This is a genomic window from Paenibacillus sp. FW101-FHT12H11, assembly GCF_058790355.1.
The window spans coordinates 44,675-60,413 of the sequence record NZ_JBYTCO010000009.1 but is presented as its reverse complement, the minus strand read 5'-3'; the positions used below and the strand labels follow the sequence as shown (position 1 = coordinate 60,413).

Below are 15,739 nucleotides of genomic sequence, written 5' to 3'. Positions count from 1 at the left end.
TCGAATCAACTCGGTTTCTTCGTGGACTTTTCACCCTATATTGTAGCAGTAGAGGTCAACAAATTCCACCTAATGCATCACGATTATCTGTGTTTCAGGAGGATAAAGGTATTTATACTATAGGTTATAGTTACCTAATCGTAAGGGGGAAATTCCCATGAAACAGAGCAAGGGGTTATCAGGACTATTACAGCAATGGGTGTTTATCGGACCTGCGTTCCTATTTTTCGCGCTCATTGTAGTAGTTCCTTTTCTCATGAGCATTTATTATTCATTTACAGAGTGGAATGGTGTCACGACAAACGTGAAATTCAACGGTTTGGACAATTTTAAGCACCTTCTATTTGATGACAAGGATTACCGCAACGCTTTCTGGTTCACAACGCGGATTACCGTAACGGATGTTATTCTAACGAATGTCGTCGGATTCCTGTTGGCGCTGCTGTTAACACAAGCGCTGAAAACAAGAAATTTGCTGCGCACCATTTTCTTCATGCCGAACGTCATCGGCGGACTTTTGCTTGGGTTCATCTGGCAGTTTATTTTCGTCAAAGGTTTCGGAACACTGGGCGAATTGACGAACTGGAGCTTTTTCCAACTGCCTTGGCTGGGCGACGCGCCTACGGCTTTCTGGGCGATTGCGATCGTTAGTATTTGGCAAGGTGCTGGCTACTTAATGATCATCTATATTGCGGCGCTTTCCAATGTGCCCAAAGATATGATCGAAGCTGCATATATTGATGGAGCGACCCGTTTTCAAGTACTTAGAAGTATTATTGTTCCGCTCATTATGCCAGCGGTGACAGTATGTTTATTCCTGACGATTTCGTGGAACTTCAAAATGTTCGACTTGAACTTCTCTTTGACGAAAGGCGGACCGTTCAACTCCACAGAATCCGTATCGATCAATATTTATCAAGAAGCGTTCCGCAACAATAACTATGGCTTAGGAACAGCGAAAGCTTTAGTGTTCTTCATCGTAGTGGCCATTATTTCGACCATCCAAGTGATGTATACGAAACGCAAGGAGGTTGAAGTGTAATGGAAACAGTCAAAAAATATTCCGGACGGTTATTCACGCTTGAAGTGCTGGGTATCCTGATCGCTCTGCTCTTCCTAGTTCCGTTCTACTTTGTTATTGTCAACTCGCTCAAAACGTTCCCGGAGCTCGCTGCCAGTACGGCAAAGCTGCCGCAAACATTGTATTTCGATAATTACAAAAAAGTATGGACGATCATGAAGTTCCCTAGCGCATTCATGAACTCGTTGATCATTACGGTTTTCAGTAATATCGGGCTAGTCGTTATTAGTTCTATGGCTGCTTATCGCATGGTACGGAAGCCAAGTAAATTCAACAATCTTGTCTTCTTGGCCTTCGTTGCGGCGATGGTCATTCCGTTTCAGTCCATTATGATCCCGTTGGTTCGTGTAGCAAGCAGTGTCGGACTGATGGACAGCAAAATAGGCTTGATTATTTGTTACTTTGGTTTCGGTGTATCCCTAAACGTGTTCTTGTTCCACGGTTTTATCAAATCCATTCCACTCGAAATCGAAGAGTCGGCTACGGTGGATGGCTGCTCGCCTTATGGCGTGTTCTGGCGAATCGTGTTCCCGTTGTTAAAACCGATGTCTACGACGGTCGTAATCTTAAACAGTTTATGGATTTGGAACGATTATTTGCTGCCATCACTCGTGCTGAACAGCCCTGATCTGCGAACCATTCCTTTGGCGACGTTCTCCTTCTTTGGACAATATACGAAGCAATGGGATTTGGCTTTGGCGGGTCTAACCCTAGGTGTTCTACCGATCGTTATTTTCTTCCTGGCCATGCAGAAACATATTGTTGAAGGAATCACGGCAGGTTCCGTAAAAGGGTGACATTTTTGTTAGGAAGTTCAAAATCTTCCACCTTTATGTTCAATATCCTCTGTGTTAAGGGTTCAAGAAAGTGTTTACAATAAACCATGTAAGCTGATGACGAGGGAATGAACGGCCTGTTATCAGGGTAAGCTGAGTAAACAAAAAAAGGGAGGCTTCACCTCAATGAAAAAATTAACGATGATCAGTATGGCGGCTCTAGTATCACTATCTTTGGTCGCTGCTGGCTGCGCTAAAAAAGAAGAGACACCTGCACCGGCTGCTTCAGCAGGAGCGGGAGCATCAGCAGCGCCTGCTGCATCCGGTAAACCTGTAACGATTAAAATGTTCCAATTCAAAGTAGAAATTGCTGATCAATTGGGTAAATTGGTAGCTGAATATCAAAAGTTGAATCCAAATGTGAAAATTCAAATCGATACGGTAGGCGGCGGCGCAGACTATGGCGCAGCTTTGCTGGCGAAGTTCAACTCCGGCGACAAACCGGACATTTTCAACAATGGCGGCTTCTCCGATCTGGATAAATGGATCGACAACCTGGAAGATCTCTCCGACCAACCTTGGGTTGGTGACCTTGTAGACGTGGCGAAAGAGCCAATGACCAAAAATGGCAAACTATACGGCCAACCGCTGAACCTTGAAGGCTATGGTTTCCAATACAATAAAGATTTGTTCGCGAAAGCGGGTATTACTGAGCTACCAAAAACAATCACACAGCTGGAAGATGCCGCTAAAAAGCTGCAAGCTCAAGGGATTACCCCTTTTGAAACCGGATATGGCGAGTGGTGGGTACTGGGCAATCACTTCGTAAACCTTCCTTTTGCGTATCAGAAAGATCCAAATGCTTTCATCGATGGTTTGAACAAAGGAACAGCGAAAATTCCGGGTAATGAGCAGTTTAATCAATGGGTGAATTTATTTGATCTTCAATTGAAATATGGGAACAAAAACCCGCTGCAAACAGACTACAACACGCAAGTAACTGATTTTGCAACCGGCAAAGCGGCTATGACACAGCAAGGTAACTGGACACAAGTCCAAATTTCCAAAACGAACCCTGACATTAAAGTTGGCTTCTTGCCAATGCCGATCAATGATGATGCTGCATCGAACGACAAATTGTTTGTTGGTGTTCCTAACAACTGGGTTATCAACAAAAACTCTGCTGTGAAAGACGAAGCGAAGAAATTCCTGAACTGGATGGTAACGTCCGATGTGGGTAAAAAGTATATCACAGACGAGTTCAAATTCATCCCGGCTTTCAAATCCATTCCTGCTGACGAGAAGGTACTTGGACCATTGGCTGCAGACATTATTACTTACAGCAAAGCTGGTAAAACACTGAGCTGGAACTGGTTCAAATTCCCTGGCGGCGAAGCATCCAGTAAAAAATTCGGCGATATTATGCAAGGTTATGTCGCGAAGAAGTATACGAAGGATCAAATGCTTGATGAATTCCAGAAAACATGGGATAGCTTGAAGAAGTAATACGATATTGGATAGAAACAGAGCCTCAGCGCCAAAGCTGGGGCTTTTTGCCGTTTAACAGAAGGATGGGAGGGCTGTTACAATAAGGAAGACAGAGGAGCGGGGGGCTACGATGGATTTACGATTCAAGACTTGGTTACAAAGCAGGGGAAACACCTTGCCGCAAGAGAAAAGATTGACACGCGAAGCGGTCATTTCACTCATTATTCATTCTACTTTTCAATTCGGCGCTTCGATGTCAGGTGTGTTTCTGAACTTATATCTCTGGCGTTTGACACACAGCGTAGCCGTGAATGGAACTTACAACATTATCGTTTACATTCTGACACCGATTGGGTTCGCTCTTGGCGGTTGGATGATCAAAAAGAAAGACAGAATGGTCTCGTACCGCTTAGGCATCATGCTGATCGGTTTATTTTACTTGAGTGTGATTATTGCGCAAGAGGCGCTTGTGAAATATTATGTAGCTTTCGCCATTTTCAATGGGCTCGCCGCTGCTTTTTACTGGGTAGGTTATCTGACGCTTATGTACGATGTGTCAACCGAGCAGAATCGTATTCGCTATCTTGCTTACAATATGATTTTCTTCACGATGGCTTCTCTCGCAGGACCGGCGCTTGCCGGGTTTATTATTCGTTTGAAAGAGGGCTTAAGCGGTTATACCATCGTTTTTGGTATTGCTTTTTGTATGTTTCTACTTGCTGCCTTGATATCTATGAAAATAAAAGCTTCGGGTGGACACCATCGCGTGTACTATTTAAAGTGGACTGGGCTTATTATGAAGAAAAACCGAGACTGGCTGAAGGCATTGCTTGGTTTTTTCGGAATGGGCTTGCTCCAAGGCACGATGTTATTTCTTCCGAACATTCTCTTGTTTCAAGTTATGCCGCGGGAAGATATCGTTGGTTATTTAGGCGTGCTTTACTCTAGCTTAAGCATAGCCATGGGCATGTTTATTTCGAAATATGCGCAGGGCAGCAAATCTCGTCTGTATCTAACGATATCCACGATCGGGTATCTGGTCGGTGTGTCTCTTTTATTAGGAAGCATCACGATTTGGTCTGTCGTAGGTTTTATGATTTTATATTCGGTCTTTTCACCGCTGCAAGGCAACACCATGACGGGTTACTATTATGGGCTTATCGCTAAATTGCCGCTCAAGGGCGAATTGAAAGTCGAAAGCGTTGTCGTTCGAGAGCTTTTTCTAAATGTAGGGCGTGTTATTTCTATCTTTTGCTTCATTTCATTTGGCAGTGATTTGGAAGGCGGGATGATTCCGTGGATTCTGATGATCGCCTCTCTCACGCAATTTGCTTTGGTCTGGTCCATTAAGAATCGTTAACATGAGCATGAAAGCGCCCTTGCCCGGTTATCCTAGGGATAGATGATAGGAGAAGAGGGACTTCAGGTTATGGAACAGTATGACAGTATAATTGTTGGCGGAGGCATCGCCGGACTTCAGGCGGCTATTCAGCTTGGCAGATATGAACACCGCGTTCTCGTGATTGATGCCGGTTATGGCAGGTCGACCTTGTGCAAAAGTTATCACAACCTTCTGGGTTGGCCAGATGGTGTTTCAGGCGAAGAGCTTCGCAGACTGGGAAGGCTGCAGGCCGAGAGGCTGGGGGTAGCTTTTGCCCAGGATGAAGTTGTACAAGCGGTGAATAAGGGAAAGCCCGGCGATGGCTTTGAGTTATGGGGGAAGTCTGGTCAAGGATATGAAGCGCCGACGCTGCTGCTTGCGACAGGATTGATGGATCGTATCCCGGAGATTCCAGGGTTAAAGCCCTGTCTTGGATTAACGATTTATGTGTGCCCGGATTGCGACGGTTATGAAATAAAAAATAAAGAGACGATCGTGATGGGTTCGGGTGATGTCGGAGCCGCAATGGCACTGAAGCTCAGCCTTCGCACGGATAAGCTGACTTATGTTAACCATGGCTTGTGCGCTGTAAAAGGCAGCCATTTGGAAGAGCTTAAGAAAAAAGGAATCACTTACATAGCGGACGATATTCAAGAGGTGCTTGGGCAGGAAAATGGGCTTTTTGGCGGGCTTGTGACCGTGAATGGGAAACGTCTGCAAGCGGAGCGCGGATTCATTGCTTTTGGTGGAAATGAAGTGAAATCGGATCTGGCTCGTCAGCTAGGTGCGGAACGATTGGAAAATCGCCACATCATGACAGATGCCCGTTCCAAAATGACCAGTGTGCCGTTCCTCTGGGCCGCCGGTGATGTAGGAGTTCACGCAGAGCAGGTAACGATTGCGATGGGCGAGGGCGCACAAGCCGCGATCTGGATGAATAAAGTGCTGCTTATGTTAAAAGAAGAAGCGAACGCCCATAGAGTGGTAGTTCGCTCTTAAGGAATTCTTAGGGCGCCTCCGCAGGGGAAAAAGCGTTCGTAACGTGAACGTAGTCCGCCAAAGCTTTTTCACCGAGCGGAGTAATGTGATAGATGCCGCGGCTTTGGCGAACGAACCACCGATAGTAGTTTTTTTGGAGCAGGGAACTAACGGCTTTGTTATTCGTTAGGTCCCGCAGCTTCCGCGGACTGAGAGGTCCATGCTCGCGCATCAAATAGGCGCAATGCAGCGATTTCTCACGATAAGCGGTCATTAACTTTTGCTGGGAGCTGCCTCCTACGTTGTAGTCGCCGCTGCGTTCATGAAATTCAGTTACGACCCGTAAAGCCGCTCTTTTATTATGGCGTAACGTATAAGGCGTAGGCTCGCAGACGAGATCGACTGCGGGTTTTTTGCGTTTGTAGAATTGTACGGTCAAGACGCCAAGTCCCAGCATACGGCAGAGACGCCGGATATCCTCCCACTGCAAGCGATGTGGAGCTTTCCCTTTGTTAGGCAATTCGAAAGCGACATACACTTGCTCCGTTAGACGAAGGCGGTCGATACCTTGTACAAGGAGCGGGATGTTAAAGCTTTTTTTGAGCTCTACGACGATAGGGGGCTCATCCCCGCGAATGGCGACTAGGTCACAATGTTTCACTTCTCCGCGAACGGCATAGCCGCGATCTTCGAAATATTGTTTCACCGGAGCGTAGAGCTCCGTTTCGGTTTGAATGGGCATGATGGATATTCTCCTCCTACTTGCGATGAAGGCAGTGTGTATCATTATAGCACAGGTTTTGTTAAAATAGGGGAAGAAGTACTTGTACGTACATCTTGAGAAACGTGATGAGATACGTGCGATGGAGTAGGGGATTCGAGGAAGCTGAAGTTCAAGTGATGGAGTTTGGTTTGGAGATGGAAAGGGGATGTAGGGGAATGAGTGAGGTTTTGGATACATGGCTTGGCCGGACGATTGATTGCGCTTGTGGACAAAAGCATGAAGTTCCGATTCGACGTATCGTGATTGAACGAGATGCGCTGGGGCAGGTGGCCGGTTATGTGAAAGAAGCCGGATATCGTGAAGTCACGCTTGTCGCGGATGAGAAGACGTATCAAGCGGCGGGCGTGAAGCTGCGCGAACTGCTGGAAGCCGCGCAAGTCAAGGTCAGCATCAGCGTGATCCGTGAGAACGCGATGGGAGAAGTTGCCGCCGATGAGGAAGCGATCGTCCAGCTGCTGCTGGACACGCCATTATCATCGGAGGTTCTGATTGCCGTGGGGGCGGGGACCCTGCACGACATCGTGCGCTTCGCGGGTCACCGCACGAAGCGGCCTTTCTTGTCCGTGCCGACAGCGCCATCCGTCGACGGCTTCGCTTCGGTAGGCGCGCCGCTTATCGTGCGCGGCTTCAAAACGACGATTCCGGCGAGCTCACCGGAAGCGATTTTTGCCGATCTCGCGCTGCTCGCGGAAGCGCCGCAAGCGATGATCGCAGCCGGCCTCGGCGACATGCTCGGCAAGCATACCTCGCTTGCCGACTGGTCGCTTGGCCGCGTGCTGCTTGACGAGCACTACTGCGAGCTGAGCGCGCAGTTGACGCTGGAAGCCGTGGAGCTCTGCACGGCTCATTTGGACGAGATTGCGCAGCGCACAGATCTCGGCATGTTAAAGCTGATGGAAGGCCTGGTGCTGTCCGGCCTTTCCATGCTTATGGTCGGCCACTCGCGGCCGGCCTCCGGAGCTGAGCACCATCTCTCCCACTATTGGGAGATGGTGCTTCTGCAGCAGCGCCGCCGGGCGCTGCTGCACGGCGCGAAGGTCGGCGTCGCGACCGTGATGATGGCGCAGCGCTATGCATCGCTGCGGGACATCACGGCCGCTGAGGCCGCTGCGCGCCTAGCGCAAAGCCAGGCCCCGAGCCGGGAAGCGGATGCGGAGCGCATCCGCGGGGCCTATGGGGCCATGGCCGAGCAAGTCATCGCCGAGAATTTTCCGGCGGATGGCGGTGTGGTTGATAGCGAGGCGCTGAAAGCGCGCATCGCTTCGAGGTGGGGCGATGTGCAAGCCATCGCCCGCGCGGTCCCTGCACCCGAGCAGCTGGCTGCTTGGCTCGGGGCTGTGCAGGGACCGGTTGCGCCGGAGCAGCTCGGCGTGGAGCCGGAGCTGGTCGCGGCGTCACTGCGGGATGCGCTGTTCGTGCGCAACCGTTTTACGGTTTTGCGTTTACTGCGACTGCTGTAAACGATGTTTGGGACGCCCGGGGAGTTTTGTTTGCTCCCCTGGGCGTCTTTTTGTTTCAGCGAAGTTGGATAGTCTCATTGGATGAATTCCAATGAGAAGACGGAAATGACGGCTAAAATAGCAATCTGATTGGACTAAATCCAATCAGATGATCGAATTTAGCTCGAAATGGGGTGTTTTGAAGGAGAGGCATTGGATTTCGTCCAATGTAAGGTAGCAAATATGGCTAGGAAAGGCACCTGCATTGGACTTCATCCAATGAAGAGCGAGGATGCTAGTTGAAAAGCAAACGTAGAAGTAACAGAGCAAGTATCTAGAGAAGGCGAGGTAGGAGTAGGGTTAGATAAGTAGCTGGAAAAACTGGTAGCAGTAGCGGAGCAACCGTCTACCAAAAAGACCGTCAGACTAAACGTCTGAAAGGTCTTTTTTTGATGTTCGCACAATGAGTAACTGGAATTTCCATTCGTAAGCTTGCTAAGCTACAAAACTGAAAAGTGTAAAAAATCACAACCCCGCTAAATTTTTGCCATCCCTTTAATTCGGATTGTTTTCTATACTTGTAGCGTATGCATGATTGGATGATGGCGAGGAGGAGCAAAGCACAATGAAATTCAATAACGGGAAAGTTAATGAGATACAAATCGCTTATATTGGTGGGGGCTCTATGTATTGGGCCAAAAATCTCATTGCGGATCTTGCGCTGGATGAACAGTTGTCGGGTACGATTCGGTTGTATGACCTTGACTATGACAAAGCTAAAAATAATGAGAAATTGGGCAACTCGGTTTCCGATTATGCCGAAACGAGGTCCAGGTGGACCTACAAGGCCTATCCGACGCTGAAGGAGGCGTTAAGCGGTTGTAATTTTGTGTTCATTTCGATTCTTCCCGGAACGTTCAAGGAGATGGCCTCCGATGTGCATGAACCGGAAAAATACGGCATTTACCAAGCGGTAGGTGATACGACCGGACCCGGAGGGCTGGTTAGAGCGCTGAGGACGATTCCGATGTATGTGGAAATTGCACAAGCGATCGAGCGCTTTTCGCCGGATGCTTGGGTGTTTAATTATACGAATCCGATGACGCTTTGTACGAGAACGCTATACGAAGTTTTTCCAGGCATTAAGGCGCTGGGTTGCTGTCACGAAATTTTTGGAACGCAGGGATTATTGATTCGCATGCTGCGTGACATGGAAGGGATAGAGGGCGTGCACCGGGATGAAGTGAAAGTGAATGTACTGGGCATTAATCATTTTACTTGGATCGATCAAGCCACTTATCAAAATATCGATCTGCTCCCGATGTATCGGAAGTTTGTAGATAAGTATTACGAGACGGGCTTCGAGCATTACAAAGACGCCTGGATGACAAACACATACACGGCCGCTAACCGAGTGAAGTTTGATTTGTTCCGTCGTTACGGGATTATTGCGGCGGCAGGCGACCGCCATCTGGCAGAATTTATGCCTCCTTGGTACATGAAGGACCCGGAAACGGTTCGCTACTGGAAGTTTGGCTTAACGACGGTCGAAAGCCGTGTGGAGAAGCACATGGCGACGGAGCTTTTTTACCGCAAACTGCTTAGCGGAGAAGAGAAGCTGCCGCTGAAGGCATCGGGTGAGGAAGAAGTTAGACAGCTCAAAGGATTGATCGGCCTTCAACCCTTTGTTACGAATGTCAACCTGCCGAATGCGGGTCAAATGAAGGGGATTCCGCTCGGAGCGGTTGTGGAGACGAATGCCTATTTCTCAGCGAACAGTCTGCGCCCTGTTTATGCAGGCGAGCTTCCGCCTGCTGTGCATAATCTGGTGCTGCAGCACACGGTGAATCAAGAGCTTATTTTGAAGGCCGCTCTACAAAAGGATAAGGCGTTAGCATTCCATGCTTTCGTGAATGACCCGCTTGTGAACATCGATGTGAACGAGGCGGAGATGTTGTTCGAGCAGATGCTGCAAAATACGAAATCGTATTTGCCGGGATGGAACATCTAATGGCGGCACGATCATGAAAACAGCAGAAGCCTACAGCGATTCCGTCACGGTTGATCCGCAGGATCACAAGGCGGTCCGACGCATGATTTTTAAGCTGGCAGGACCCTCTTTGACGGAGATGCTGCTCATTAACATGACACAGATGGTGATGATGATTCTGGTGGGTCATTTAGGAGCGGTTGCGGTAGCCGCTGTTGGATTAACAAGCCAGCCGTATATGTTAATGACAGTCCTTTTCGCAGCGTTGAACACAGGCACAACGGTCATTGTCGCCCGTTCCACAGGAGTAGGCCACATGGGGGATGCGAACCGGGCAGCCGGCCAATCGCTCATGCTCGGCTCCGTGCTCTCCGTTCTGATCGTGGCGCTTGGCATCTTATTTTCGGAGGAGATGCTCCGAATGATGGGGGCTAGCCCTGAGGTTGTTCACTATGGGCTGAACTACGCCCGGCTGATGTTTCTGTCCATTGGATTTTCCTCCATCTCGTCCGCTTTGTCCGCTATTCTACGCGGGGCTGGAGACACCCGGACACCAATGAAAATTAATGTGTTGTCAGGGTGTCTGTCCATATCCCTGGGGTTTGTGTTGATATACGGCCAATTAGGCCTGCCGGAAATGGGAGTTGCCGGAGCAGCTATCGCCACTTTAACAGTTCAGGCTATGGCGATGATCGCCTTCCTAGTCGTTATGTTCAGCGGGAAATTTGCGGTGCGGATTGGTTGGGCGGAGATAAGCCGTCTGGATAAAGGCATGATTTCCCGCATGTTGAGAATTGGTATTCCCTCAAGCCTTGAGCAGCTCATTATGCGTCTGGGGATTATGGCGTTTGTCAAAATATGCGCAGGGCTTGGAACGGTTGCCGTTGCCGCCTCGCAAATTGTGACGAGTATTATTGGCATCTCGTTTATGCCTGGAGCTGCTTTTGCCATTGCGGCTTCCACATTGGTCGGCCAAACGCTTGGCGTAGGCAAGCCTGATCTTGCCGAGCGGTATGTCTGGCAAATCCGGAAATACGGCATGCTCTTAGGCGGTGTTATGGGAGCGGTGTTTATCTTGTTTGCCCCCTACATTTTTAGGCTGTATACAAGTGACGCCACCATTATCCGCGAAGGGGCGTGGGCGCTTCGAATTGTTGGTTTTATCCAAATTTCGCAAATCTCTCAGTTCATTCTTGGCGGAGCTTTGCGGGGAGCCGGAGATACGAGATTTCCATTATACTCCACTTTGATTGGCGTTTGGGGCGTGCGGGTCATGCTCAGTTATGTATTTGTTTATATCTTTTCGTGGGGGATGTTCGGCTTGTGGAGTGCCGTTGCCTGCGATCAATTTTTACGTTCCAATCTCATCTATTTCAGGTTTAAAAGGATGGCTTGGAAACATCTAAAGATTTAATGGCATAAGAAAGGAGCTGCGGGATATGGGAATTGTGTATGATCCGAATTCGCAAACCTTCCATCTTCAAGGGAAGTCGACCAGCTACATCATGCAGTTGATGAAATCCAAATATCTTGCCCACGTCCACTTTGGGCGCCGGGTTCGGGGAAGCAATCTTGGCGGCCTGCTTGCCATGCGGCGTCGCTGCTCATTTTCACCGTCTACGGATCCGGACGATTTGACGCTGTCGCTCGACACGCTGCCGCAGGAATTTCCGGCATATGGGGGCAGTGATTTTCGTGTACCCGCCTATCAGGTGCAGATGGAAGACGGAACGACCGTCAGTGAGCTTATTTATGAGTCTCATCGGATATATGCGGGTAAACCACAGCTGGAGGGTTTGCCTGCAACTTATGTGGAAGAGGACGGCGAGGCGGAGAGTCTCGATATCGTTTTGACAGATGCCGCGATCGGTTTGCAAGCCATTCTGACGTATACGGTCTTTCGAGATCATGATGCGGTTGCCAGATCCGTTCGATACATTAATACGGGAAACCGTTCTATGAAGCTGCTTAGAGCGTTAAGTTTCGGCCTCGACATCTCGCATTCCGAATTCGATATGCTCCATTTGTCCGGAACCTGGGCGCGCGAACGCCATATTGAAAGACGCCCTCTGGCAACGGGGGGATCTGTGATTGAGAGCCGGAGGGGGAGCAGCAGCCATTCGCTTAATCCGTTTATGGCCTTACTCTCGAAGCAAGCGGATGAAGATCAAGGAGAAGCCTATGGCTTTAGTCTTGTATATAGTGGAAGTTTTGTCGCGCAAGCAGAGGTAGATCCTTATGGAACAACCCGTGTTGTCATGGGGATTAATGCCTTTGACTTTTCCTGGCTGCTAGAGCCTGGGCAAGCTTTCCAATCGCCTGAAGCCATTCTTGTATTTTCAGCAGAAGGGCTTGGGGGCATGTCGCGCACTTACCATAAGTTGTACCGCACGCGACTATGCCGAGGGGTGTATCGGGATCGTCACAGGCCCATTCTCATCAACAACTGGGAAGCCACCTACTTCAACTTCAATGCGGATAAAATCGAAGAGCTGGCGGTGGTTGGCAAACAGCTCGGTTTAGAGCTGCTAGTCCTTGACGACGGGTGGTTCGGCAAAAGGGATAATGACAAAAGCTCGCTCGGAGATTGGTTCGTCGATCCGGGCAAGCTGCCTAAGGGCATGCCGGATTTGGTTAGCCGTGTGAATCGGCAGGAGCTGGCTTTCGGTCTATGGTTCGAGCCGGAAATGGTGTCACCGGACAGCGACTTGTATCGCGCACATCCCGATTGGTGTCTGCACGTGCCGGGTCGGCGCAGGACAGAGGCGAGACAGCAGCTGATTCTGGATTATTCGCGCCAAGATGTGAGAGATTACATCGTAACTGTCATAACGGATATACTGGCCAGCAGTCCAATCGCCTATGTCAAATGGGACATGAACCGCAATATGACGGAAATCGGTTCGGCTCTGCTCCCTCCGGAGCGGCAGCGGGAGACGGCTCACCGTTATATGCTGGGGCTCTACGAAGTGCTCAACCGAATCACGTCCAGATTCCCGAATGTGCTCTTCGAAAGCTGCTCCGGCGGCGGCGGGCGGTTCGACCCAGGCATGCTTTACTACATGCCGCAGACGTGGACGAGTGATAACACGGATGCTGTGGAGCGGCTAAAAATCCAATTTGGCACAAGTATTGTGTATCCAATCAGTGCTATGGGGGCGCATGTTTCTGCGATCCCGAATCATCAAGTCCATCGCCTGACACCGCTGGATATGCGGGGGCATGCCGCCATGTCGGGCAATTTCGGCTATGAGCTGGATTTGACCACGTTTACGGAGGAGGAAAAGGAAGCTGTAAAGCGCCAGGTTGCGCTCTACAAGGAGCTGCGCCCGCTGATTCAATTCGGGCAATTTTACCGGTTGAGCAGTCCATTCCAAGGTGTGGATGCGGCTTGGATGTTCGTGTCGGAGGATCAGAAAGAAGCGCTTGTCGCTTATTTCCAAGTGCTGGCTGAGCCCAATGCTCCGCTGAAGAAGCTGCGTCTGAAGGGCTTGGAAGCAGGCGCCAATTATCTTTTGTATGATGCGGATGCTCCTGGTGAGACCGAGGCTATCTGTTTCGGTGGTGACGATTTCATGCATATTGGTTTGCATTTACCGATCTGGAAAGGCGATTTCCGAAGCCGCCTTTACCGTTTGAAAATGGAGGGGTAACGATGATAAAGCTGCGTTTGAGCGAGCTGCGGGATACCAAGAGCGGACACATTTTGCAGGATGTTTTGCCAGGTGATTACTTATCTTCAGGCGGTCTTTCCTTTGCCAAACGAGGGGAGCGCAGTCACACCCATGATGGACCTGACGGCAGGGACTATCATATCCATGGGGATTGTGAGGCGTTCATCATTTTGCAGGGGAGCGGAACCATGGAGATTAACGGCGAGCACACGCCGGTTACCACAGGAGACATCGTGATTGTTGAGCCAGGCGAAGATCATCACCTCAATTCGAGTGAAGACGATCCGTTTGTGACTGTATGGTGCCATGCAGGCTTGAACCGCCATAAGAATCAACAGCAGGAGGAGTCCGTATGAACCGGCAAATCACGACGGCTGCCCATACCTTTACGTTAAATGGAGAGAGTGATGGGTTCACGGTGTCCCTTGCAGCTGAGAAGCTGCAAGAGGGCCTCAATCTAATTACGCTGCGTCTGGATGCGGAAGAAGTGGCGGTTCCCCCTGTTTTAACGATCAATTGGTCTCATCCCGCATGTGATATTCAAGCCAGCTGGCATCCGGCGCAAGACCGCAATAAAAGCTTTAAGGCCGACTGGATGCGCACCTTGCGCTCGAACGCAGCGGCCTCGGCTCCTGTTTATGCGCTGTTTAACAGCCTTGGCCGCAATAGGCTTACATTCGCTTATTCGGATGCGCTGAACACCGTTCATTACTCGGGAGGCATTAGTGAGGAAAAAGCGGATTTCCATTGCCGGGTCCAATTATTTGCGGAGACGACAGCTCCCTTTTGTTCGTATGAGGCCAAACTTCTCGTGGATACAAGAGATGTTCCTTACTACGAAAGCTTAGAAGGCGTGCAGGAGTGGTGGAGCTCGATGCCGGAGTACCGACCTGCCTTCGTCCCAGCTGCCGCCAAAGAACCGATGTACTCAACTTGGTACAGCATGCACCAGAATGTATCGGACGAACAGATTGAACAGCAGTGCCAGATCGCCAAAAAGCTCGGGATGGAAGCCGTCATCGTTGACGATGGCTGGCAGACGGAGGATAACCGCAGAGGGTATGCCTACTGTGGCGATTGGGAGACATACGCGGGGAAATTTCCCGATATGAAGCGGCATGTGGATGCCGTTCATCACCTAGGTATGAAATTTATTCTATGGTACTCTGTGCCATTTATCGGTAAATACAGTCGTGTGTGGGATCGATTCAAGGATAAAATTTTGCGCTTTAATGAGAATCATGGCGCCGCCGTGCTTGACCCGAGATACCCGGATGTCCGTGAGTATATCATTCATAAATATGAAGAAGCGGTGAAAGAATGGGACCTGGACGGATTCAAGCTGGACTTCATCGATACGTTCTATTCGCCGGAGCTGCAGCTCCCCTCGACTGTTGAAGGGAAGGATTATGAATCGATTCCGGCGGCTGTTGACCGTCTCTTGACGGATTCGATCGGCAGGCTGAGAGAGCTGAAACCCGATATCATGATCGAGTTTCGCCAAATGTATATTGGGCCGGCGATGCGCAAGTACGGCAATATGTTTCGGGCGTCGGATTGCCCGAATGACAGCATTCAGAACCGGGTGCGGACGATTGATATTCGACTGATTTGCGGAAATACGGCGGCTCATGCGGATATGATCATGTGGCATCCCGAGGAGCCGGTGGAAAGCGCCGCACTCCAGCTGATTAACTGCTTGTTCTCCGTCCCTCAAGTTTCTGTTCTTCTGGATAAATTGCCGTCCGACCATTTGGCGATGTTGGGCTATTGGCTTGCTTTTTGGAAAGAGAACCGGGATCTGCTTCTGGGCGGCAGCATGGAGCCAATGAATCCGGAGTTGTTATACCCGCTTGTACGTTCTGTTAAAGGTAATAAAGGGATTGTTGTCACTTACCATGACGCCGTTGTGCCCATTCCGGCTGCAAGTTCCGTGTCGAAGTGGGTGGTGGTGAACGGCAGAAGGCAGGATGGACTGTACCTTGAGGTTTCAGAACCGGTTGAGGCAGCTGCTAAGGTGGTCATTACATCGTGTACGGGCGAGATAGTCGAGGAAAGGTTCGCCCAGTTTACGGCAGGCATTCATAAGCTGGCGATTCCGGCTTCCGGGATGGCAACCCTCTATCTTTCATAATCACTCTATCAAGC

The 15,739-nt window shown here is 49.8% G+C and carries 12 protein-coding genes; 11 read left to right on the top strand and 1 reads right to left on the bottom strand.

Annotation, left to right across the window (positions count from 1 at the left end; all coding sequences use genetic code 11):
* Positions 1–157: 157 nt before the first annotated feature.
* The 5 genes from AC3WTJ_RS26330 (at position 158) to AC3WTJ_RS26310 (ending at position 5,725) form a co-directional block, all read left to right on the top strand.
* Positions 158–1,042, top strand: a complete 885-nt coding sequence (locus AC3WTJ_RS26330) for a carbohydrate ABC transporter permease (protein ID WP_127457581.1) — start codon at positions 158–160, stop codon at positions 1,040–1,042.
* A complete protein-coding gene (locus tag AC3WTJ_RS26325; RefSeq protein ID WP_127457582.1) occupies positions 1,042–1,878 on the top strand; it encodes a carbohydrate ABC transporter permease in 837 nt (278 codons plus the stop codon). The genes AC3WTJ_RS26330 and AC3WTJ_RS26325 overlap by 1 nt, the downstream gene beginning before the upstream one ends.
* Before the next feature lie 165 nt (positions 1,879–2,043).
* Positions 2,044–3,363 carry an ABC transporter substrate-binding protein gene (locus AC3WTJ_RS26320; RefSeq protein ID WP_492524356.1) on the top strand — a complete coding sequence of 440 codons (1,320 nt, stop codon included), beginning with the start codon at positions 2,044–2,046 and terminating at the stop codon, positions 3,361–3,363.
* A 112-nt stretch (positions 3,364–3,475) separates the two neighbouring features.
* Entirely contained in the window at positions 3,476–4,705 is a 1,230-nt protein-coding gene (locus tag AC3WTJ_RS26315) for an MFS transporter (RefSeq protein WP_492524355.1), read from the top strand.
* Positions 4,706–4,774: 69 nt separating this feature from the next.
* Entirely contained in the window at positions 4,775–5,725 is a 951-nt protein-coding gene (locus AC3WTJ_RS26310; RefSeq protein WP_492524354.1) for an NAD(P)/FAD-dependent oxidoreductase, read from the top strand.
* A 7-nt stretch (positions 5,726–5,732) separates the two neighbouring features.
* On the opposite strand, the gene AC3WTJ_RS26305 is transcribed toward AC3WTJ_RS26310, so the two are convergent.
* Positions 5,733–6,446: a DUF2161 domain-containing phosphodiesterase gene (locus tag AC3WTJ_RS26305; RefSeq protein WP_492524353.1), complete on the bottom strand. Its 714-nt coding sequence runs from the start codon at positions 6,444–6,446 to the stop codon at positions 5,733–5,735.
* A 197-nt stretch (positions 6,447–6,643) separates the two neighbouring features.
* Here AC3WTJ_RS26305 and AC3WTJ_RS26300 point away from each other — a divergent pair, with 197 nt between their 5' ends.
* The 6 genes from AC3WTJ_RS26300 (at position 6,644) to AC3WTJ_RS26275 (ending at position 15,725) form a co-directional block, all read left to right on the top strand.
* A complete protein-coding gene (locus AC3WTJ_RS26300; protein WP_492524352.1) occupies positions 6,644–7,948 on the top strand; it encodes a sn-glycerol-1-phosphate dehydrogenase in 1,305 nt (434 codons plus the stop codon).
* A gap of 604 nt (positions 7,949–8,552) precedes the next feature.
* Positions 8,553–9,938 (top strand): family 4 glycosyl hydrolase, encoded by a 1,386-nt coding sequence (locus AC3WTJ_RS26295; RefSeq protein WP_492524351.1) that lies wholly within the window; start codon positions 8,553–8,555, stop codon positions 9,936–9,938.
* A 13-nt stretch (positions 9,939–9,951) separates the two neighbouring features.
* Complete coding sequence (locus AC3WTJ_RS26290) at positions 9,952–11,331, top strand: MATE family efflux transporter (protein WP_492524350.1); 1,380 nt, start codon at positions 9,952–9,954, stop codon at positions 11,329–11,331.
* A 25-nt stretch (positions 11,332–11,356) separates the two neighbouring features.
* Positions 11,357–13,570, top strand: coding sequence for an alpha-galactosidase (locus AC3WTJ_RS26285; RefSeq protein ID WP_492524349.1), 2,214 nt, complete (start codon positions 11,357–11,359; stop codon positions 13,568–13,570).
* Between the two features lie 2 nt (positions 13,571–13,572).
* On the top strand, positions 13,573–13,947 hold the full coding sequence (locus tag AC3WTJ_RS26280) for a cupin domain-containing protein (RefSeq protein WP_492524348.1): 375 nt from the start codon (positions 13,573–13,575) through the stop codon (positions 13,945–13,947).
* A complete protein-coding gene (locus AC3WTJ_RS26275) occupies positions 13,944–15,725 on the top strand; it encodes a glycoside hydrolase family 36 protein (RefSeq protein WP_492524347.1) in 1,782 nt (593 codons plus the stop codon). The genes AC3WTJ_RS26280 and AC3WTJ_RS26275 overlap by 4 nt, the downstream gene beginning before the upstream one ends.
* The last annotated feature ends 14 nt before the right edge of the window (positions 15,726–15,739 follow it).